This is a genomic window from Solwaraspora sp. WMMA2101 (assembly GCF_049179175.1).
In the GTDB taxonomy this organism is placed as follows: domain Bacteria; phylum Actinomycetota; class Actinomycetes; order Mycobacteriales; family Micromonosporaceae; genus Micromonospora_E.
In genome coordinates, this window is sequence record NZ_JBMHMA010000006.1 from 3079625 (window position 1) to 3100229 (window position 20605).

The 20605-nt window shown below is 70.4% G+C and carries 11 protein-coding genes and 1 pseudogene; 5 read left to right on the forward strand and 7 right to left on the reverse strand.

Annotated features, from left to right (window positions below):
• The first annotated feature begins 40 nt into the window (after positions 1-40).
• Positions 41-562 carry a hypothetical protein gene (locus tag ACN28F_RS14785; protein WP_421358245.1) on the forward strand — a complete coding sequence of 174 codons (522 nt, stop codon included), beginning with the start codon at positions 41-43 and terminating at the stop codon, positions 560-562.
• Positions 563-640: 78 nt separating this feature from the next.
• Here the strand turns inward: ACN28F_RS14785 and ACN28F_RS14790 are convergent, their stop codons facing one another.
• The 4 genes from ACN28F_RS14790 to ACN28F_RS14805 form a co-directional block, all read right to left on the reverse strand.
• Positions 641-1453 (reverse strand): methyltransferase domain-containing protein, encoded by an 813-nt coding sequence (locus ACN28F_RS14790; RefSeq protein ID WP_421358246.1) that lies wholly within the window; start codon positions 1451-1453, stop codon positions 641-643.
• Between the two features lie 176 nt (positions 1454-1629).
• Complete coding sequence (locus ACN28F_RS14795) at positions 1630-1812, reverse strand: hypothetical protein (protein ID WP_421358247.1); 183 nt, start codon at positions 1810-1812, stop codon at positions 1630-1632.
• A gap of 270 nt (positions 1813-2082) precedes the next feature.
• Positions 2083-2268: a DUF397 domain-containing protein gene (locus ACN28F_RS14800; protein ID WP_282224857.1), complete on the reverse strand. Its 186-nt coding sequence runs from the start codon at positions 2266-2268 to the stop codon at positions 2083-2085.
• Positions 2259-3041, reverse strand: coding sequence for a helix-turn-helix domain-containing protein (locus ACN28F_RS14805; protein WP_421358249.1), 783 nt, complete (start codon positions 3039-3041; stop codon positions 2259-2261). Before ACN28F_RS14805 ends, ACN28F_RS14800 begins: the two co-directional genes overlap by 10 nt.
• Before the next feature lie 355 nt (positions 3042-3396).
• On the opposite strand from ACN28F_RS14805, the gene ACN28F_RS14810 reads away from it, so the two are divergent.
• The 3 genes from ACN28F_RS14810 to ACN28F_RS14820 all read left to right on the forward strand — a co-directional run bounded on the left by ACN28F_RS14810 (position 3397) and on the right by ACN28F_RS14820 (position 4517).
• Positions 3397-3648 (forward strand): hypothetical protein, encoded by a 252-nt coding sequence (locus tag ACN28F_RS14810; RefSeq protein WP_289208550.1) that lies wholly within the window; start codon positions 3397-3399, stop codon positions 3646-3648.
• A gap of 26 nt (positions 3649-3674) precedes the next feature.
• The gene (locus tag ACN28F_RS14815; protein WP_421358251.1) at positions 3675-3920 is read left to right on the forward strand and encodes a hypothetical protein; all 246 of its coding nucleotides are present in this window, start codon (positions 3675-3677) and stop codon (positions 3918-3920) included.
• Positions 3921-4034: 114 nt separating this feature from the next.
• Positions 4035-4517 (forward strand): hypothetical protein, encoded by a 483-nt coding sequence (locus ACN28F_RS14820; RefSeq protein ID WP_421358253.1) that lies wholly within the window; start codon positions 4035-4037, stop codon positions 4515-4517.
• An 88-nt stretch (positions 4518-4605) separates the two neighbouring features.
• Here the strand turns inward: ACN28F_RS14820 and ACN28F_RS14825 are convergent, their stop codons facing one another.
• The gene (locus ACN28F_RS14825; RefSeq protein WP_421358255.1) at positions 4606-5448 is read right to left on the reverse strand and encodes a DUF6406 domain-containing protein; all 843 of its coding nucleotides are present in this window, start codon (positions 5446-5448) and stop codon (positions 4606-4608) included.
• Positions 5429-8776 carry a toxin glutamine deamidase domain-containing protein gene (locus ACN28F_RS14830; RefSeq protein WP_421361404.1) on the reverse strand — a complete coding sequence of 1116 codons (3348 nt, stop codon included), beginning with the start codon at positions 8774-8776 and terminating at the stop codon, positions 5429-5431. Before ACN28F_RS14830 ends, ACN28F_RS14825 begins: the two co-directional genes overlap by 20 nt.
• Between ACN28F_RS14830 and ACN28F_RS14835 the strand changes: the two genes are divergently transcribed.
• Entirely contained in the window at positions 8723-9406 is a 684-nt protein-coding gene (locus ACN28F_RS14835; protein WP_421361406.1) for a hypothetical protein, read from the forward strand. The two genes, ACN28F_RS14830 and ACN28F_RS14835, sit on opposite strands and share 54 nt — an antisense overlap.
• A gap of 2916 nt (positions 9407-12322) precedes the next feature.
• Here the strand turns inward: ACN28F_RS14835 and ACN28F_RS14840 are convergent.
• Positions 12323-20599: pseudogene (locus tag ACN28F_RS14840) on the reverse strand (toxin glutamine deamidase domain-containing protein); the annotation flags it as partial.
• Positions 20600-20605: the final 6 nt, after the last annotated feature.

Below are 20605 nucleotides of genomic sequence, written 5' to 3' on the forward strand. Positions count from 1 at the left end.
GGGTAGAATCCAGCTTGGACAGCGGTCCAAAGGAGGCGTGTTGGATAGCAACACTGTCGCATTCATTGCGATGATCGCAAGTGTCGTGAGTGCGATTTTCACGGTTTTGTCCTACATGAACCGTGACAAGAAGTACGGGCGACTCAACGCGCAACCAGAGGAGACGACATTCTGGCGCAATCGAGATTCATTCAACTTCAAGGATGATGATGAATACATTCGCGATCACCCCCCACTCTTTGTTCGCCTGAACGAGATCAGGACTGGAATCGGGGCAGCTTCGACCTTCGCCATGGTGTCGGCATCGCTCCTAATTCTGCAGTGGGGAGACTCTCTGACACCCTTGCCAGGAGTCGCCGCCGGCGGCCTTGCTGTCGCCGTGGCTGGGCTCGTTACTGTGGTTCGTTCGCGAACGACAGCAGGGGACATTTCTGTCTACAACAAGCTCTTATTAAAGCCATATGACATGAAGAGCAAGGAGAGAGCCAGAGATGCTGGATACCTAGCACTGGCATCTGGCGAGCTCACCATAGTCTTGTCACTGGCTGGATACCTCATCTGATAGTCGCACCGACTGAAGTTTCAGCGTGAGGTGGCGCAAGAAAGGATGCAAACCGTGGTCCCTCCGCAACCGAGCCTCTCACGTTTCGCTTGCACGGGCGCTGGCCCTCGGTTTTGGGACGCGGCCGATGGCGGTGAAGAACGTGACGGCGGCCAGGAACGGGCCGTCGGTCAGGCTGGCGAGCCAGGACCGCGCGCTGGCCTCGTCGAGCGCTCCGGACTGCCAGGCATGCCGCGCCACTGCCGGCATCCGCAGTACGGCCTCCGCTTCGTCGTAGTCGCGGAACATCGCAACGGTCGCGTCCACGGCGACGACCTCGAAACCGGCGTCAGCCAGGAGCCGGCCGAGCTGCCGGCCGATGTCCGCGTTGCGCACCACGTCACTGACGATGAAGCGGGCGTACGCCCGGCTCGTCGCGGTGTCGACGGCGTCGATGGCAAGGGTGTCCCAGTCCGGGTCGGCCAACGCGACCAGCCCGCCGGGGCGGACGACCCGTCGCAGCTCGGCCACCGCCTGCCCTGGGTCGGCGAGATGTTGCAGCACCCGATCGGTACGGGCACGGTCGACGCTGGCGTCGTCGCACGGCAGGGCGTGGGCGTCACCGGACCGGACGGACACCTGCGGGTACGCGGCCGTCCGGTGCCGGGCCTGCTCCACCATCTCGGGGTCGTGGTCGATGCCGAGAACTGCTCCGTCGCCGCCCACGGCGACAGCCATCGCGGGCAGGTCAGTGCCCGGTCCACAGCCGACGTCCAGCACGGTGTGTCCTGGTCGCAGGTCCAACGCCGTCAACAGTTGCCGCTTGTACCGACGCCCCGGATCGCTGGAGGCCGCCTGGTCGAGGTAGGCGATCTGGTCAGCGGCGCGCAACGTGCTGGCAGGCGAAGGCATAGGAGCAGGGAACCACAGAAACGGCGAGCCATGGGGTGCGAACGACGTCGAGTGGAGGGCTCAGACACCTCACCACCGCAGGATTAGGTACCTGAGCCCTCCACTCGACGCGCGACTCCGGTCGCCCTTGCCTCGATCGGTGCCGAGCCGTCGAAGACTTGTGGTGGGGCGCGGCCTCACGCCGCTGCCTGCCCCCGTACGCCCCAGATCAGCTCAGCGTCGGCGTCCGCGCGGTCCTGCGCCGCTTCCAACTCCGCGAACTCATCCGCGCTCAGCGGCAGCGGCAACGGCTGGCCCAGGGCAGCCGCCAAGCGCTGCGCTGCCGTCAGCGGCTCAGGAGCGGTCTCGTCGGGCGTCACCCGCCGAACCTACTATCGGACGCCACCGCTGCACGCCTCCCCGCGGTCCCACCCACCGAGCCAGGGCCGCAGGATGTTCTCGACCAACTGCCAGGCCAAGGCACTCAATCAAGGGCAGCTCCCGAGGAAGCTGCTGCGTCAACCGCGATTTCAAAATTGAAACGCTCGCCCGGAAGCCTCGCTGCGCCCAGCGAGCGATGCGGGAGCGCCGACCCTGCCGAGGCAGGGCCGGCGCTCTCCGGCTGTCGCGCCGGGGTAGGCGTCAGGCCGTCAGTGCTGCTTGGCCAGCTCGACGAAGGAGCGCCAGGCGGCCGGGCCGAAGGTCAGCATCGGGCCGCTGCGGTCCTTGGTGTCCCGGACCAGGACCCGGCCGGGCAGGTTGTCAGCCACCTCGACGCAGGAGCCGGCTTCGGAGTAGGTGCTGGTGCGCCAACTGGGGGCGGTGCTCAGGTCCATTTCTCAGCCGTCCTCGTGATCAGGTCAAGGCTCTGGTGATGTGGCAGAGCGTACCCCCGGATTGTCTCCCAGGTCCCCTCCAAGGCCGCCGTATCGTCCGGGGCCTCCACCACCCGGCCGTCCAGATGGCTGTCCAGGAAGCCGACCGTCCGGCCGTCAACGCTGGCCAGCACGAACGCGCCGTCCATCCCCGGGTAGACGCCCACCTCCGACGGCACCACCTGCACCTGGATGTTCGGCCGCTGGCAGGCCTCGACCAGTGCGGTCAACTGCTCCCGCATGATCTCGGGGCTGCCGGCCCGCCGGGTCAGCACGCTCTCGTCGATGACAGCGGCAAGCTGGCAGGGCTTCTCCCGCCGCAGGATGGCCTGCCGACCCATCCGCGTGGTCAACGCGATCGCCGCCGCCTCCTCGGGCACCCGGTACGCCGTCAGCACCGCCTCGGCGTACGCCTCGGTCTGCAGCAGGCCGGGGATCAGCAGCGGCTGGAACGCCCGGATCAGCGTCGCACCGCCCTCGTGGTCGCTGAACGGCCGGAACCAGACCGGCGTGCGCTCGCCGACGACGAACTCCCGGTAGAACTTCATCAACGCGGTGCCGAACGCCTTGTCGACCGAGGCCAGATAGTCCGGCAGCGCCGGCCGCTCACCGCGCTCGATGGAGCCCACGTGCTTTGCCGAGAAGTGGACGCGCTCCGCCCACGACTCCTGAGTGAGCCCCAGCGACTCCCGGATGCGGCGTAGCTCTATTACCAGATACTCGCTCGCAGACATAGGTCTTCACGTCCCCCAAATCACTCGACTTTGTCTACTGGCTGCCGGACCACTGCCGGCGGCTTTCCGTTGCCCTGTTGGCATCTTGCTCTTGTCGGGCCTGAGAGTCCAGGGTGGAAATTGACCCCGGGGAGTCCCCCCGGCTGGATTGCTCCCCGGGGTCCCATCGACGCGAGTGACAGAGTTTTCATGATCGCAATGGCGGCCACGGTGCGGCCGGAAGGGATACCGATGCTGGGATTCGGGGCGGTTGTCGGGGCGGCGCTGCTCGGCTTCTGTGCCGGGCTGTGGTCGTTCAAGGTCAAGTCCAGGTGGTGCCCGGTGTGCGGCCGTCCGACGTGGCCGCTGTGCCGGCGTGGCGGATAGCCGCCTGGTCGCCACACCCGAGCCGAAACCGGGAGACGTCCTGCTGATCGGCCGCGAAGCGAGCGTGCAGTTCGCCGACGGCCGAGCCTTCCGGATGCGGGTGATCTCGGTCGACCGGAAGTGGACGTACGACGGCTGGATCTGGATCACCGGGTACGTGATCGACGGCTACGGCAACGCCGCCGAACGGCGGGAGATATTCGTGCAGCGTCGCGGGCTGTACCGACTACCCAGGCGCTGACAGTTGAGTTTGATCAAGGAGAAGAAATGATCACTGAAATGATCCGCGACTGGTGGCTGCGCTGGCTGGACTGGCACTCCGGTCGCTCCACGGCATCCCGACGGCTCGCCCACCTGCGGCGCGAGCAGGCGGCGATCCGGCAGCGGCGGATGGAACGCAACCGGGGACGCCACTGGGCGTCCGAGCCGACCGAGCTGGTCCCGACCCTGCGCCCACTGATGACGTACGGCCAGTCCGTCGGCTACCGGGTCCTGCTGCCCAACCCGGCGTGACCAGCCAGCGGGCAACCGACCACGGGCAACCGGCAGGTCGGCCGGTCGACCGACCAACCGACCGGCTGTGCAGGGTGCCGTGCCGGCTGGACCGGTGTTCCTAGACTCCGGGCCGTGCGAGTCATTCTTGCGGTTACCGGGGCCGTCCTCGTGCTCGGTGCGGCAGCGCTGGCCGGGGTGCGCTGGACGACCGCCGGCGAGCCGGTCCCCGTCACGGCACCGGCCGGGGCGTCGACGATGCTGCCCGAAGGCGAGTACGAGGCGGTCGTCGACAACCGTACCGCTGAAGTCGCCACCGACCTGCGCAGCGAACGCGGCGAACCGCAGGTGGCGACCTACGCCATGCCGGCCGCCACCACCTGGGACCAGGTCCGGTCCGACGTCGCCGGCCAGCTCGACGGGTGGGAACAGGTCGGCGACTGCGCCGACACCGGCGACCGGCAGGTCCAGTGCACCTGGTCGGAGCCGACCCGCTGGTGGCCCCGCCTCGTGCGGATCGTCTTCCTCCGACCGGCCGAGCCCGGTGACACCGACTCCTACCCGTGGCCCGAGAACACCTTCCTGGTGATCGGCTCCGCCCCCAGCGGCAGCCGGTGAACTCCATGATCAGTTGATGTAAATACGGACGACACGCCGGGGGAAGGCCGTATTTTCATCAACTGATCTTCACGCTCAACCTCCGGCGTCAGGCGGTCGGCGCGTCGAGTGGGGTGAGCCGGCCGAGGAAGTCGCCGAACGACCAGCCCAGGCCGGTGGTGACCACCTGCCGCTCCCGCCAGGCGATCACCTCCGGCGTACCCGGGCCGGCCAGCAGATCGTTCGGCAGGAAACCGACCGTCCCCGGATGCGGCTCCGTCAACCGCAGCAGCAGCAGACCCTCCATCGGTACGGCGATCACCAGGAAGTCCGTCGACAGCTTCCCGACCCGCCACTCCCGCTCCGCCGCCAGCAGGTCGTACGCCGGATACTCCGGATGGACGCCCAACAGTGGACGCCCCGGAAACAGGGTGAACGGCGCACCCGGCACCCACTGCGGCTCCATCGGCTGCACCCCGTTCGTCTCGGCCAGCCAGTCCCGGTAGTCGCCCGTCAACTCGCGGCCCAACGCCTGCTCCAACGCCTGCAACCGCGCCTCGTCCAGCTGGCCGAACGGCTGCAGCTGCGCCGGCCGCCAACCGGTCACCGCCGTCGACTCGTCCACCACCGGCGGCGCCTCACCCGGCGCCAACCGCCGCACCGTCACCCGCCACCGGCCAGCATTCTCGAAATGCGCCCCAGCGAAGTACCAGTAATCGGCACCGATCGGGAAGGTCTCGCCCAGCCGCAGCAGATGCGTCGTCGAATCGGCAGACCCGGGGTAGGCCACCACCACCTGTGCGGTCACCGGTCGACGCGGGTTCGCCCCACCCGCACCGAGGCTGAACGTACCCATGTTCACCTGTGTGTTGTTCCGGATCACCAGCACATCGGGGTGCGACGGCACCATCCTGTCCCTTTCCGTCGAGAGTTCAGCCACCGAGCATCTCATGCAGCGTCGGCTCGTCCGGCAACTCGAAGCCCCACTCGCTGCGCGCCACCTGCTCAGCCTCCGCCCGGCTCACCGGCAGGCGTTCGGCACCGGCTGCCAGCGGTGCCACCGCACCGGCACCGGGCGTCGCCCGGTCAGCGCTCCACCCTGTCGACCGCTGCTGCCCGTCCGGTCCCACCTCGACGGCCACCAACTGGACCAGCTCACCGACCGGGCCCCGGTCCACGTAGTAGACGAAGTACGCGCCGCCCCGGTCGACCACCGTACGGCCCGGCCCCGCAGCGGTCAGCGCGGTGGAAGCCACACCTGCCGACCCACCGACCCGGGCCTGCGCCATCGACTCACCGGGTCTGCTCACCTGCTCCGCGACGGGCGGCACCGGCGGGGGCGGCGGCACGACCGGAGCGCGATCCAGGTGGGCGTAGTCCCTGCTCATCAGGTCGAGGAACGCCCGCACCGGGATCGGCTGCGGATGGCCGTGGTTCCACGGGTTGCGCAACCAGACGTGCCCACCCTGTGCCGCCACCACCTCGTACGCGTGTCCGGCATACAGCCCGTACGGCGGTGTCCCGTTCGGCAGATGCAGGTAGCGGTCCGGCGGCCTGGTGCTGGCGATCACCGGATTCCCCTGGGCCAGCAGCCGGGCCAACGTCGCCTCGGCGGCAGGCTCGCTGCCCGGTGCGATGGGGAACCGCCCGGTGCGGGCCGGCTCGCCGGTGAGCTGGGTCAGCAGCTCCGCCCACAGGTCCGGGGTGCTGCCGGGGTTCATCCGGGCGTAGCCCAGCGGTGCCGCCCGATGCGGGTCGGTCCGACCCTGCCAACCCTGCCACTGCTGTTGCCAGTGGACCTGCCGGGACTCGGTCCAGGTCCGGTCGACCGCCGCGAGCGCCTTCTCCAGGATGCTCGCCCACGCCGCCCCCACCTGCGACTGGTCAGCGTAGGCGGCCTGACCCGGCATGATGGCGTGCACCGGAACGTCCGGGGTCACAGTGAGCCGCAACCGTCGCCCGGTCGGAGCGGTCCGGTCACCGGGGAGGCTGCTCTCGTGCAGCAGGACGTCGACGGTGCCGTCCGGATTCGGGTGGAACAGGTGCCCGATCGTCTGCGGGCTGTGCCCGGCGACCGCACCGATCGACGCCAACATGCCGCAGTCGCCGAGCGCTCCCTGCGCGACGTGCTCCCGCCGGGGCGGCCCGTTCCACAGGGGTGCCGGTGCACCGGAGCGCGGATCCACCGGGCGGCCGTACTCCGGTGCCACCTCCCCGGGATCCGGCTCCGGCAGGGAGGGGTGGTCGGCGTACACGTGGATCTCGGTCGGACCGGCGGCGAGCGGTGCCGCTTCGGGAGCAGATCCAGCCGACGCTGGCGCGACCGGCGCGCTCGGCGCCAGGTTGAGGATCGACCGGGTCAGCGCATCCGAGACCAGCACCATCGTGCGGTTCTGCCCCAGGTAGTGGAACCGGTGGCTGCCGAGCAGCCGGACGACCTCCGGGTTCTGCCCGTACGTCGCGGTGATCGTCGCGTACGCCCGACGGGTGTCCTCGGCCAGCAGCGCCCGCCGGCCGGCGTCCGTCGCCAGGTCAAACCCAGGATGTACGCCGCCCACGTCGACCTGCGGCGCGTTCGCCAACACGTACGGGCTGACGTCGACCCGGCCGGTCAGGTCGACGTACACCCCGTCGCGGGCGATCCGCGCGGCCAGCGCCGGATCGACGGCCCGCAGCTGGGCGATCTGATCCGGGCGCAACCCGATCACCTGGCCGGCGGAGGCCGGCAACGTCGGCAGGCTCTGCTGGCCGTGCTCGGCGTCGACGGCGAGCCGGTGCAGCTGCTCGGTGAGCTGCGGCGCGAACGGCACGTACCCGTTGTGGACCAGCCGGGCCCGGTAGTCGCGCTGCTGGGCACGTTGCGGCTCTGTCAACGTCGCCGGGTCCGCGCCGAGCACCGCCAGTACGGTCTCCGGGGCGAGCGCCGGCGAGGTGAGCCGCAGCAGCAGGTTCGCCAGGTCCGGCGGCAACTGCGCCCACCGCGCGTACGCCTGCGGGGTGCCGCCGGTCAGGCCGAGCTGGTCGACGAGTACGCCGATCTCGGCGCGCAGCGTCAGCCGGGTCGGCGGGTCGGCGGCGGTGTAGTGGGCCGCCAGCTCCCGGATCCGGGTCAGCCGCGCATCGGCTGGTCCACCGTCGCGACTCGCGGCCAGATCTGGTGCCCGCTGATCCGGCCCTGCCGCCTCGCCGCCGCGTACTGCTTCATGACCACCGGTATCGGCAGGCTGCCGTGCACCGTCACCGTCCCCGACTGGTCGATGATGTAGCAGCCCATCCCGACGTGCGCCCCCGTCGCCCGCTGTTCGGTCGACGGTGTCTCCTTCGCCAGCCAGCCGAACTCGAACGGATGCAGTTCGATCGGATTCGCCGTCCCGACCAGCCGTTCGATCAGTTGCTGCGCGTCGTCCTCCGTCATCGCCCGGCACCTCCCCTGGGGGTACTGTCATCGACCATAGAGTGTGCGTCATCTCGACGTACTCCGTCGGCGGCTCGGTCCACACCGTCCCCTGCTGTGGATCCCACCAGACGGGCCCATCGGCATCCGCCGGGTGAACCACCACGAATGCATGCGCGTCGTGCACGACGACGTTTCCATCTTCGTCGACGGCCGGTTGTCCGGTCAGTCGGTCCAGCTTGAGCCATTCCGCTACCACCAGGGCTGCTGACCCCGGCCCACCAGTTGCCAGCTGGTCCTGCAGTTCTCCGTACTGTCGGCTGATCCTCTCGGCCCGTTCACGGGGTGTACCAGGCATGTCGGCTGGCTGGGGTGCCCACTGACCGCCCAGCCAGGCTTCTGCCCGTTCGATGCCAGCTGCCTCCCCACTCGCCCAGTCTGTTCGACCGTCAGGAAGCGGGTCCGGCCAGCGCGGCAGAGCTACCTGTGGCTGGCCGTAGAAGCTGGCCAGCGCGGCCAGTGATGCGTCCAGGCAGTTGTTTCCCCTACCTGGCTGCGACGGCCCGCCGTCATTGATCAACCCCCCGTACGGATGGACCGCCGGATCCGAGCCGACCTGGTAGCCGTCAGGCGCAGTGAGGCTGTGCTCCAGATCTGATTGGTAGCGAGGGTCTTCCAGCGGAGAGAGTCCCTGCGGACCAATCAGCCGAGTGTCCGGTAGCGGCAGTAACGCCGGTGGCGTCGATACGCTGCGGTCATGTCCGACGCCAGCGACGCCCGGCCCGCCGTCAGCGACGCCCTGTACGCCGTCATCCTCGCCAACCCCGACGACATGGACCTGCGGCTGCGCTACGCCGACGCCATCGAACCCACCGACCCCGACCACGCCGAGCTCATCCGACTGCAGATCGAACCGGCGAACGCTCCTAGGCTGATCCGGCTGGAACGCCGGGTCGGTCCGCGCATCGCCGCCCCGATCGCCGATCTTGTCACCGCCTGGCGAGTAAGATTCGGCTTCGTCGACTCGGTGACGATGACCGCCAACGCCTTCCTCGATCATGGCGATCGCGTCTGGAGCCAGACTCCCGTACGCCATCTGGTCCTGACTGACGTCGCCGGCCACCTCCCGGCGATCGTGGCCTCGGGGCTGCTTGACCGTCTCGTCGGATTGGATCTCGGGCACAACCCGATAGGCGACGACGGGCTGTCCATACTGATCGGTGCCGCTGCCCTGCCCCGGCTGCGGTGGCTCGGGCTGGCGGGATGCGGCATCGGCCCGGTCGGTGCCGAACGGCTCGCCGCCACCAAAGCTCTGCCGAACCTGCGCTATGTCGACTTCCGCGACAACCTGGTCACGGTCAGCGCCTTCCCCGTCGGCGAAGACATCGATGGATCTCCTGTCCACGTCGAGCTGCCCGAGTTCGGTAGAAGTCTCGTCGAACGTTTCGGGCCGCTGCCCTGGCTGAGTCTCGACTGGGGGAAGCATTGGCTGGGCGTCGGCTACGACGAGGTGTGACGCGGCGCGGTTAGCCTCGGCGATCCGTTGGGCATGGAATCGGATACTTGGCAGAATCCCTGCAGAATCGGCCGGCAGCGAGGTCGCCTGCCTGCTCAACGCGAGTTTGACGTCGTCCGCTCCGGTTACTACCCGTTGTAGAGCGCTGCGGCTGACACTCGCCGCACCCAGGACCCTTAGTCTGCCGGAGCTGTCCTGAAGGCCGACGATGTCGTATGGAACGTCCGGTACGGCTTGAGGTCCGGTGAGCCCTTCCAACTCCACCAGGGCGACAAGACTGCCGACCCCGCCCGGGTATTCGGGGGCCTGGCCGATGGAGAGGACCACCCGGTCGTACTCCTGGCGGGTGCCATCGGTGAACTCGACCAGGAACGTACCGTCCACAGTGTGCCGGGCGGAGACGATCTCGCGCAGCGACCGGCTGATCCGGCTGTCCGTGGCGGCCACGTCGTACGCGCCGACCTCGGGCAACGTGTTGCGGCGGTTGTAGCCGCCGGAGAAGCTGCGCTGAAACCGCAGCTCGGCGTCCCGGGCCGGATCACCGGTGCGATCGGCCGGCGGCAGCCCGACCGCGCGGGCCGACCAGTCGATGGTGGCCGCCGGTGACGCGGCAGCCTGCTCGATGTCCCAGGCCCCGGAGGCACCCGCGCCGAACACCAGCACCCGGTCACCCGGCTGGTACGCGTCGGCGAGGTTCTGCCCGCCGAAGTCGACCCGGGGACGCGCTGGCCGAGGGTCGGTGAACCGGCCATCGGCGTCGAAGCCGAGCCGCTGCGCGGCACCGGCCGGCAGCGCCGCCGGGTGGACCGGGGAGCCGTCCGGCGCGTACACCTGGCCGGTCCCGGCGTCGACCGCGTACCCGCTGTCCGGATCGACCAGCAGCGGATCGGTGAGCCGGCCGGCGGTGTCAGCCAGCAACGGCGGACCGGCCGAGGCGTTGGCAATGCCGCTGTCGGTGCCGCCGAGCACCGTACGGACCGGGGCCGGCAGCGTCGCCGGGTCGACGGGCACGCCGGTCGGGTCCCGGAACACCGGCACCGGACCGGAGAGGTCGACCTGGTAGCCGGTCGCCGGGTCGACGTACCGGCCGGTGGTCGACGCCGGCGCGGCCGGCACCCGCGCCGGGCCCGGACCGGCGGCGATGTCCACGGTGGCGGCGTAGAAACCGCGCTCGCCGATCGTCACCCGGTAGTTCGCGCCATCCGGCCAACCGGCCGCAGCGTCGGCGCTGGTCGGGCGGGGGGTGATCGCGGTCGCGGTGCCCTGGTAGCTGGGCATCCCGGTGTACGCGCGGGCCGCGCCGACCGCCGCCGCGAAGTCACTGGAGCGGGCGAACTGGGTGCCTTCGTCGGCGAAGTCCGCCGGCTGGAACGGCAGGCCGGGGATCTCCAACTCGGTGGGGACCTGCCCCATCAGCAGCTGCTGCCGGTCCGCCCACGGGTCGTGGCCCTGCGACACCGCCAGCACCGGCGGCAGGCCGTCCCCGGTGTCCGGCGGCGCGTCGAGGGTGGCGAAGTCGGCCGTGGCCGCCCAGCCGCCGCCGATGACCAGCCGGTCGAAGACGTGCCGCGGGTCGGCGTCGAGCGCGGCGTCGACCCGGTCGGTCAACGCCAGGTCCGCCCGGTCGCGGGCGGCGGTCGCCTGCGCGGCCCACTGGCGGGCCGCCGCCCGTACGTCGGCCTGCACGACCCGGATCTCGTCGGCCAGACCGGGTCGGTCGCGGGCGACCGTGAGCAGCCCGGCGAGGTCCGCGAAGGCCGGCCCCAACTGGGTACGGACGGCAGCGAACCGGGCGTCCGTGGCGGCCAACCCGACCACCGGTACGTTCGGCACCAGGCTGTGCACCCGGTGCCCCGGGTACGGTTCCAGCAGCCCGCTGCTGATCAGCAGGCCGACCGCTTCGGCATGCAACTGGGCGACCTGGGCCGGGTCGGCGTGCCGGCCGGTGCCGGCCTGCGCCAACTGGTCGGCGACGGTACGCAGCTCCGCCAGCCGCCCCATGTCCCGCGCGGTCAGGTGCCGCTGCCCGTCACCTTCGGGCCGGGACCCTTCGGCGAGCGCCGTCGTCGCATCGGTACGCAGCCCGTCGGCCCGATCCTGGGCGATAGCGTCCACTTCGGCCAGTGCGGCGGCGACCGCCCGCCGGACATGATCGGTGGAGGCCCGGTCGGACACCCGTACGGTCGCCCCGGCGGCGTGCGTCGCGATGGTGGCGACGGGTGCCACCGTCGTGTCGGGCGGCAGGGAGGTCACGGTGAGGGTGACGGTCACCGGCCCGGCCGAGGTGTCGAGGGTGACGGTGCCGGCAACCGGGTCGGCGACCGCTCCGGCGGGCAGCAGCCCGGTGTCGAGCGCGTCGCGTACCGCCGCGGTGACCGCGACCGGGTCGGCGTCGTGCAGCGCGCCCCCGAAGGTCGTCCCGGCGGCCGCGCTGACCAGACCGTCCGGCGCGGAGCTGAGCCGGCCGTCCGGCGCGGCGGTTGGCTCTGCTACTCCGGCGCGACCGTCAGCGGCTAGCTCTGCTGCTCCGGCGCGACCGTCAGCGGCCACACCTGGCGGCCGGTCGTCCGGCCCGCCCGGCGGGCCGCCGCGTACTCCTGCATGATGATCGACGGCGGCATGCTCCGATGGGCCGTCACCGTCCCGTCGTGGTCGATCACCCAGTTCCCCTGGCCCAGCCCCATCCCCTGGGTGCGTTCCGTCTCCGACAGGATCTCCCGCGCCACCCAGCCGAACTCGAACTCGTGCAGCGCCATCCGGTTCGGCGTCCCGACCAGCCGCTGGATCAGCTCCTGCGCGTCGTCCCGAGTCACTTCCGGTCCCTCCCCGTGCCGTCGGCGCGTCCATCGACCACAACGTGTGCGTCGCCGCCAGATACTCGGCGGGCGGCTGCGTCGCGGTTCCGCCGTACTGCGGATCCCACCACACCGGCCCGTCGGCCCCGTACGGGTAGACGATCAGGAACGCGTGCGAGCCCGCCGCCTGCACGTTCCCGTCGGCGTCCAGGTGCAGCCGGCCGGTGTCCTGATCGAAACTCAGCCAGTCGGCGACGACCAGGGCGGCGCTACCCGGCCCCGCCGCCGCCACCCGCTCCTGCAACTGCGCGTACTGCCGGGCAACCACCACCGCCCGCTTCTGCGGCACACCCGGCATGTCCGCCGGCGGCGCCACCCACTCCCCACCCAACCACTGCTCGGCCCGGGTGATCCCGTCGGCCTCACCGGTGACCCGGTCGATCGTCCCGTCGCCCGCCCGGTCCGGCCAGCGCGGCAGCGACACCATCGGCCGACCAAGAAACGTCGACAACCCCGCCAACGAACAATCCATACAGTTGTTGCCCCGACCCGACCGCCCCGGACCACCATCGTTCACCAACCCACCGAACGGATGCGACGACGGATCCGCACCCACCACGAACCCACCACCCGACCACAACACCGCCTCAAGATCAGCCTGAAATCCCACATCCTCCAGGGGCGCCAGATTCAACGGGCCCACCGGACGCGGACCCGACAACGGTCCGGAACCGGCGAGTCCGTCAGCTGCTCCGGAGGCCTGGCCAGCTCCGTCGGCTAGTCCGGCGAGTCCGTCTCCGGCCACACCTGCCGACCCGAGATCCGCCCCTGCCGACGCTCCGCCGCGTACCGGCTGATCGTCACCGGTACGGGCAGACTCCCGTGCACCGTCACCGTCCCGTCCCGGTCGATGATGTAGCTCCCCAGGCCGATCCGCATCCCCGTGCCGCGTTCCTGCGGACTCAGGATCTCCTGCGCCAGCCAGCCGAACTCGAACTCGTGCAGCGCCATCCGGTTCGGCGTCCCGACCAGCCGTTGGATCAGCTCCTGCGCTTCGTCCCGAGTCACTGTTGGTCCCTCCACCTGCAGCCGGCGCGTCCATCGACCACAACGTGTGAGTGGCGGCGACGACATGCGCCGGCGGCACCGTCCACGTCTGGCCGTCCTGCGGATCCCACCACACCGGGCGATCGGCCCCGTGCGGGTAGACGATCAGGAACGCGTGCGAGCCGTCGGCCAGGGCGTTGCCGTCGGCGTCGACCTGCACCTGCCCCGTACGCTCGTCCACACTGAGCCAGTCGGCGACGACCAGGGCGGCGCTACCCGGCCCCGCCGCCGCCACCCGCTCCTGCAACTGCGCGTACTGCCGGGCAACCGCCACCGCCCGCTTCTGCGGCACACCCGGCATGTCCGCCGGCGGCGCCACCCACTCCCCACCCAACCACTCCTCGGCGCGGTCGACACCGGACGCCTCGCCGGTCTGCCGGTCGACGGTGCCGTCCGGCAGGACGTCGGGCCAGCGCGGCAGCGACACCATCGGCCGACCAAGAAACGTCGACAACCCCGCCAACGAACAATCCATACAATTGTTGCCCCGACCCGACCGCCCCGGACCACCATCGTTCACCAACCCACCGAACGGATGCGACGACGGATCCGCACCCACCACGAACCCACCACCCGACCACAACACCGCCTCAAGATCAGCCTGAAAACCCACATCCTCCAACGGCGCCAAATTCAACGGACCCACCGGACGGGAGCCGGCCAGCGGCGCATCGCCGCCCTTCAGCGGTACGGTCCGGTCGCCTACTCCGTCGGCGGGCCCGTCTCCGGCCACACCTGTCGGCCCGAGATCCGCCCCTGTCGACGCTCCGCCACGTACTCCTCGACCACCACCGTCGCCGGCAGGCTCGGCTGGGCCGTCACCACGCCCGTCAGGTCCACGATGAAGCTCCCCTGACCGATGTGCATCCCGGCCTGCCGTTCCTGGGTCGACAACTCCTCCCGGACCAGCCAGCCGAACTCGAACGGATACATCTCGATCGGGTTCCTGCTGCCCAGCAGTCTGCTGGCCAGCGCCTTGGCCTCGTCCTCGGTCATCGACTGCCCCTCCCTGCTCCGGCAACGTCGACGATTGGCCTGTGGCGTCCGCCGACGCGAGGCTCGTCGACCCCTCATCGCGGCTCTCACCGAACACCGGCCGGGTGCCGGTCAGGTCGAGCTGGCCTCCTGGCAGATCCGGGTCAACTCCGCCTCGCTCGGCAACGGCACCGTCGTGAAGTAATGCGTCACCGACTCCGCCGTCGCCCGATCGGTCCTGTGGAACGTGTGACGCTCCTGATTCGCGTACAGGACCGACACGGCCAAGTCCGTCCCGTACCCCCACAGGTTCTCCCGGTAGTCCCAGACCACCGCCTGAGGCGGACCCGGACGATCGGCGAGGGCTATCACGTTCACCGGGATGTCCGTCGGATTGATCGGCCGATACAACAGGTAGTACTGGAAATTCATGACGTCCATCAGGCACCGCCGTTGGATCGAGAACGAAGCCAGGCAGATCTGCCTGGTCAAGGCCACGAGCAGCAAGGATATCCTCAAGAGTTGCCCCCTTGCCCACCAGCCAGTTGGCGTACTCCTGACGAACCACACTGTTCGGCGGCAAGTCGGAATCCAGCGATGAAAGCCAGGCTGAGATCCCGTTGAATCTTGCTTCACCAAACCGCTCGGTCAGTCGACGCGACTGGTCCGGCAAATTCTCAGACAAGCCACTATCTTTGTTCACCGCCAGGATATCAAGAAAGGCGTTAACCCTATCCGCACCGGGGGCAGATACATCTCGCACTAGCTCATATGCGGCGTGAGTTCGTTTTCCGACATCCCAACTCACACCTGTCGGAAATTGCAGCTCATACTTCCGCCCAACCGAAGAGATGAGAGTGACATTCAAGCCGTAGAAGCGATTTCCCGATCGCCAGAACGACTTTCCGGAAACGACGCGATGACCAAGCCTCTCCAAGCCCAGCAAAACACCCTCTACCGCGCCTGCATACAAATCACCTTCAGGACTACGCACCGAGAATCGAACTACATCGCTCATCTCAACGAGAGCTGTCGGTAAATCGATTCCAGCAGCTTTCTCGAAATCAACGAGGAATTTGCGCGCCAAGGAGCTCGGCGCTTTGACCCTATGTTCTACACCCAAGAGTGCCAGCGAGGAGATCCCCTCGAGGCCGGACCTGTCGTTGATCTCGGTGATCAGCACCTCGATGTCGTCAGAAATAGCCGCAGCATCTGCGTGCGCCACTCGTACAGCGTCTAGGATGAGTTCCTTCTCGTCGGGCGAAAGCCGGCCCCAGAAGGCCGCATCACGGTCCAGCGATGCAGGCCGTTCCGCGCTTAGGTCTCGCCCGTCTCCCGGCAGATCCGGGTCAACTCCGCCTCGCTCGGCAACGGGACCGCCGTGAAGTGGCGCGTCACCGACTCCGCCGTCACCCGATCGGTCCGGTGGAACGTGTGACGCTCCTGATTCGCGTACAGGATCGCCACTGCGACGTCCGGGCGGGAGCTCCATCGGTCTGCCCGACGGTCCCAGATCACCGCCTGAGTCGGACCGGGGCAGTTCGCCAGTGCTATGACGTTCACCGGGATGTCCGTCGGATCGATCTGCCGGGACAGCACGTAGTAGTGAAACTCCATCAGTGGCAGCCTCCCCGCCGTCGTCCCGACCCGAGGTCAGGTCCGGCTGGCCTCCTCGCAGATCCGGGTCAACTCCGGCTCGCTCGGCAACGGGACCGTCGTGAAGTGCTGCGTCGCCGACTCCGCCGTCGACCGGTCCACTGCCCGTACGCTGTGGCGCTCCGGGTCGGCGTACAGGATCGACGCCGCCACGTCCGGTCGGAAGCCCCACCTCGACGTCGGACGGTCCCAGATCACCGCCTGGGTCGGCCCGGTGCCGGCCGCCACCGCTATCACGTTGACCGGCGGCTGGGTCTGGTCGTCCGTCCGATACAGCAGGTGGTAGCGGAAGGTCAGGGTCGGCATCGGTGCTTCCTATCGCGTCAGGATCGAAACCGGGCAGGTCGGACGGGTCCAATCCTCGCGCAGCCAACTCCTGCCGGAAGCTGCGACTCGGGTCGGCGGCCAGCCAGTCGGCGTAGTCCTGCCGCAGGCCGGCCTGGTCCTGTTTGCCGATCCACTTGGCGAAGCTGGTGTCCTTCGGTGGGCCGTACCGCTCGGCCAGCACCGGCATGCCACCGGGCATCCGGTCGGCGATGTCGTGCGCCTTGTTGACCGCGAGGATGTCGAGGAGAGCGTGCATCCGGTCGGCCGGGGTCGCCGCCGGGTCGCGCATCACCTCGTACGGGGCGTGCGTCTGTTTGCCGATCGCCCAGCTCGTGGCGGTCGGGAACTGCACCTCGTACGTGCGGCCGGTCGGCGAGACGAGGGTGCAGTTCAGCCCGAAGAACCGGTTCCCGGGGTGCCAGAAGCTCTTGACGTCGGTCACCTGGTGGCCGCTCGCGGTCAGCGCGTCGAGCACTCCCGCGACCGCCGGCCCGTACGCGTCGGTCTCCGGTGCCCGTACGGAGAACCGCACCACGTCGTTGACCTCGGCCAGCGCCTCCGGGAGGGTGTAGCCCTTCGGCTCGAAGTCGGTGCTGAACTTGCGGGCCAGCGACTCGGCGCCCTTCACCCGGTACTCGCTGCCCAGCGGGGTGAGCGCGTCGGTGCCGGCCAGGCCGAGGTCGGCGTTGAGCCGGTCGCCGATGGTCTGCAGCTCGGCCAGGATCGCGTCGGCGTCGACCTGGGCGGCGGCCAGTTCACCACGCAGGGTGTCCCGGTCAGGCTCGGTCAACGCATCCAGGTACGCAGAGTCGCTGACCGTCCCGGTCGTCGACGCGTTCGTTGACGCGTTCGTGCTGGTCTGCGGGCCGTCGGCGGGCACCGGGTTGCCGTCGGCGTCGAGGGTGATCGACCAGACCCCGTCGACCTCGCTGCCGTAGATCGGTGCGGTGTCGGAGACGGTCCGGCTCTGGGCGTCGATCCAGATGATCTGCCCGTCGTGGTTGACGGCGTTCCAGGTGTGCGCGCCGCCGCCGGCCGCCGCGGTCCAGCTGGTGATGATCAGGGCGGCGGAGCCGGGGCCGGCGCGGCGCAGCTGGTCGGCGACCGCTTCCAACCCGGCCGGCCCGCGCCCGGCCGGTGCGAAGGGCGCACCCAGCCACTGTTCCTGCCGCCGGGTGCTGTCCGGCTCGGCGGTCACCGACGCGCCGGTGGCGGCCGCGACCTGCGGGTCGCCGAACCAGGTGGCGAGGACGGATAGTCCGACGTCGGCGCAGTTCGTGCTGCGGCCGGGGTTGGCCGGGCCGCCGTCGTTGACCAGCTCCGGCCAGCGGCCGTCGCGCGGGTCGGGGTGCCGGGCCGGTCGGCCGTCCGACCCGACCGGTACGGAGTCGGCCAACGCCTGCTGGTCGGCGGGGTCCGGCGGCACCAGCGGAAGCCCGTCGCCGGTCGGTCTGGTCTGCGGCAGCGTCCGCCCGTCACCCAACGCGCCGGAGTCGGGCGGTACGGCCGGGCCGGGCAGCCGTTCGGTGTCGACCACCGGGGTGATCCCGAGGTCGTCGAGGAGCGGCCCGCACGACCGGCACGGTGGTCGGTAGTCGCCGCGTTCGTACACCACGTCGATGTCCTGGGCGCGGCGGAACTGGTGGGTGACGATCCGCGCCCCGGCGAGCTCCGATCGGGCGTACGTGTCGAAGTCGCCGGGTCGGCCGGCGTCGTTCCACTGCTGTTCCAGCTGGTACACCACGTCGGAGACCAGGGCTACCTCGGCGCATTTGCCGTGCCCGCTGCCGGGCCGGCCGACCTGCCGGGCGGCCTGGTCGAGCGCGGTCTGGACCAGTCGGTGCGGGGTCGGTTCGGTGGCCGGGTCGGTGCTCTGGTCGGCGGTCATGCTGGTGTGGGTGGTGAGCTGCCCGTTGCGGGTCATCAGTGCCCCGACCACGCCCGGCCGTTTGGCCATCGAGATCTGCTCGCCGGGGGTGACCTGCTGCTGCCGTCGGGTCACCGCGTCCTGGAGGGCGTCGACCAGCGCCCGGGATGCCTCGATGAGTGCCTGGTCGGCGTCCGCGCTGGTCGGGTCGCCGTCGAACTGGACCGGCGCCAGCTGCCAACTGTGCGTACCGCTGCCGGTGGGGCCGGTCGACCGTTGCAGCGTCTGCGGGTCGACTGCCGGTCCGGGGGTGGGCCCGCCGGGCGTCGGCTGCGTCGTCCGGTCCGGGCCGCTGGCGGTTGCGGCCGGCGGCGGTACGGGTGCCGGCGGGCCGATCGGCGGCAGTACGGGCGGCGTCTGGCTGACCGGGGTGGCCCCGGTCGGCGCAGTGCTCACGGCCGGTGCCGGTGCGGTGGCCGGCGCGGCGACCGGCGGGCTGAAGGTGACCGAGCCGGCGGTGGGCCCGGTAGCCGGCACCGGTGGCCGGGCCGGTGTCGACGCGTTCGCACCGGTCGACGCGTTCGCACCGGCAGACGTCGTTGGACTGGTCGACGTGGACTGGCCGGCGGACGTGGCAGGGCCGGCAGACGCGGTCGGGTTCGCCGACGTGGTCGGGCTGGTCGTCGAGGTACCCGGGGTGGTGGCGGCGGTCGGTGCGGCGGTGGACGATGCTGGGGTGGCGGCCGCTGGGGTGGCGGCGGCTGGGGTCGACGCCGCCGGGGTGGCGCTGGTGGACGGCGTACCCGCTGCAGGCGTACCACCGCTCGATGCCGCCACCCCTGGCGCGGACGCCGGGGACGCCCCTGGCGCGGACGCCGCCCCCGGGGTGACCAGGGCAGCCGCAGACCCGGACACCCCTGCCCCGACCTCGGCCGGCTGCGCTGGTCCGGCGGTGACCGTCGGGGCTTGGGTGTCGGGCCGACCGGGCTGCTCGACCTCGGTGGCGGCCAGGTTCGAGGCAACGACGTCCGGGGTGGTCACGTCCACGGTCATGGGTGCCAACGAGATGGAGCCGGCACCGGTCTCCGGCGCAGTCGCCGGTGGCACGATGTCCGATGGATCGGCACTCGGGGGCGCGGCACTCGTTGACGCGGGCGGGCCGGCACCATCGGTGGCACCGACACCCGCCGTGCTGCCGGTTCCACCACCCGTGCTGCCCGCGCTGCCGGCGCCACCCGCGCCACCGGTGCCAGCACTGCCGTCCACTGTGCTGCTGCTGCCGAGCGTACCCAGGTCGATCCCGCCGGCGCCGACGGTCGTCAGCGGCATCCCGGTGGCCAGGTCGATGGCGCCGGTGGGTGGCGCGACACCACCCAACCGGTTGGCGAAACCGGCGGCGGCGGCACCGGCCGACGACGCCGCCATGGTGGCACCGCCCCGGCCGGCACCGCTGGTGAAGCCGCCGAGCACGCCCTGCCAGCCAGGGCTGGTCCACTGCTGGTTGACGGCCAGGTTCGCGGCGACGCTGGCCGCCGGTGAGACGACCGCGTTCTGCAGGCCGGCGGCGACCGAACGGCCACCCCAGCGGAGGGTGCCGGCGCTCCACCGGGCGGCCCGGGAGGTGCCGAAGTCCAGCGCCGGTGGCCGGAACGACACCGGTACGCGCGGGGCGATGGTGTTGCGCAGCAGCCGGTTGCCGCCGAAGCCGAGCGCCCCGCCGAAGGCTCCGCCGACGGCGGCGGTCAGCGTCCGGTTGCCTTCCCACTCGCGGCGGTTGCCCCGGGCCATCTGGTACGCCTGGGCACCGACGTCGATGATCAGTTCCTCGCCGATCTCCTCGGCGAGTTCGATGCCCAGTTGGGTGCCGAGCCGGCGGGCGCCGATCCGGCTCACCCCGGTGGCAGCCAGCCGTGCCGAACCCTGCAACGCGGCCCGCATCCCCGCCTGGGTCAGCATCTGCCGGCCCAGCTGGGCGAGCAGCCGCCGGAAGGCGACGGTGACGGCCTGCCGGCCGGCGGCGAGGATGCCGGGGATGGCACCGGCGGAGACCCCACCGAGCCAGGCCATCAGCAGCGCCACGAAGACCGCGATCACCGTGATGGCGACGGCGATCAGGATGGTCAGCTTGGCGTACTCGATCTCGTTGGCGGCGTTGTCGCAGCCGCTGGAGAAGGCGGCGGCAGCCTTCTGCAGCACCGGCAGCCCGGTGTTGGGTCCGACGCCGACCTGCTGCCAGAAGGTGGCGAACTCGGCGCCGGCGTCGCCGCCCCAGCCTTCGATGACCCGCAGCGCCGCCGGGTCGGCCTCGGCGAGGGCCTCGCCGATGGCCTCGGCGAGCTGCCGCCAGGCGTCGGCGAGCTCGCGCATCTCGACCTCGTCGCCGGTGGGCCAGGCCTCACCGGCGCTAACCCAGCAGATCGCGTCCCAGACCCAGGCGTACTCGCCGAGCCCCTCCCTCGGGTTCATGATCGA

Coding starts and splice junctions, on each gene's coding strand:
- ACN28F_RS14790 (WP_421358246.1), bottom strand. CDS start 1,453: ATGCCTTCGCCTGCCAGCACGTTGCGCGCCGCTGACCAGATCGCCTAC.
- ACN28F_RS14800 (WP_282224857.1), bottom strand. CDS start 2,268: ATGGACCTGAGCACCGCCCCCAGTTGGCGCACCAGCACCTACTCCGAA.
- ACN28F_RS14805 (WP_421358249.1), bottom strand. CDS start 3,041: ATGTCTGCGAGCGAGTATCTGGTAATAGAGCTACGCCGCATCCGGGAG.
- ACN28F_RS14815 (WP_421358251.1), top strand. CDS start 3,675: ATGATCACTGAAATGATCCGCGACTGGTGGCTGCGCTGGCTGGACTGG.
- ACN28F_RS14825 (WP_421358255.1), bottom strand. CDS start 5,448: ATGAGATGCTCGGTGGCTGAACTCTCGACGGAAAGGGACAGGATGGTG.
- ACN28F_RS14835 (WP_421361406.1), top strand. CDS start 8,723: ATGGACCTGCGGCTGCGCTACGCCGACGCCATCGAACCCACCGACCCC.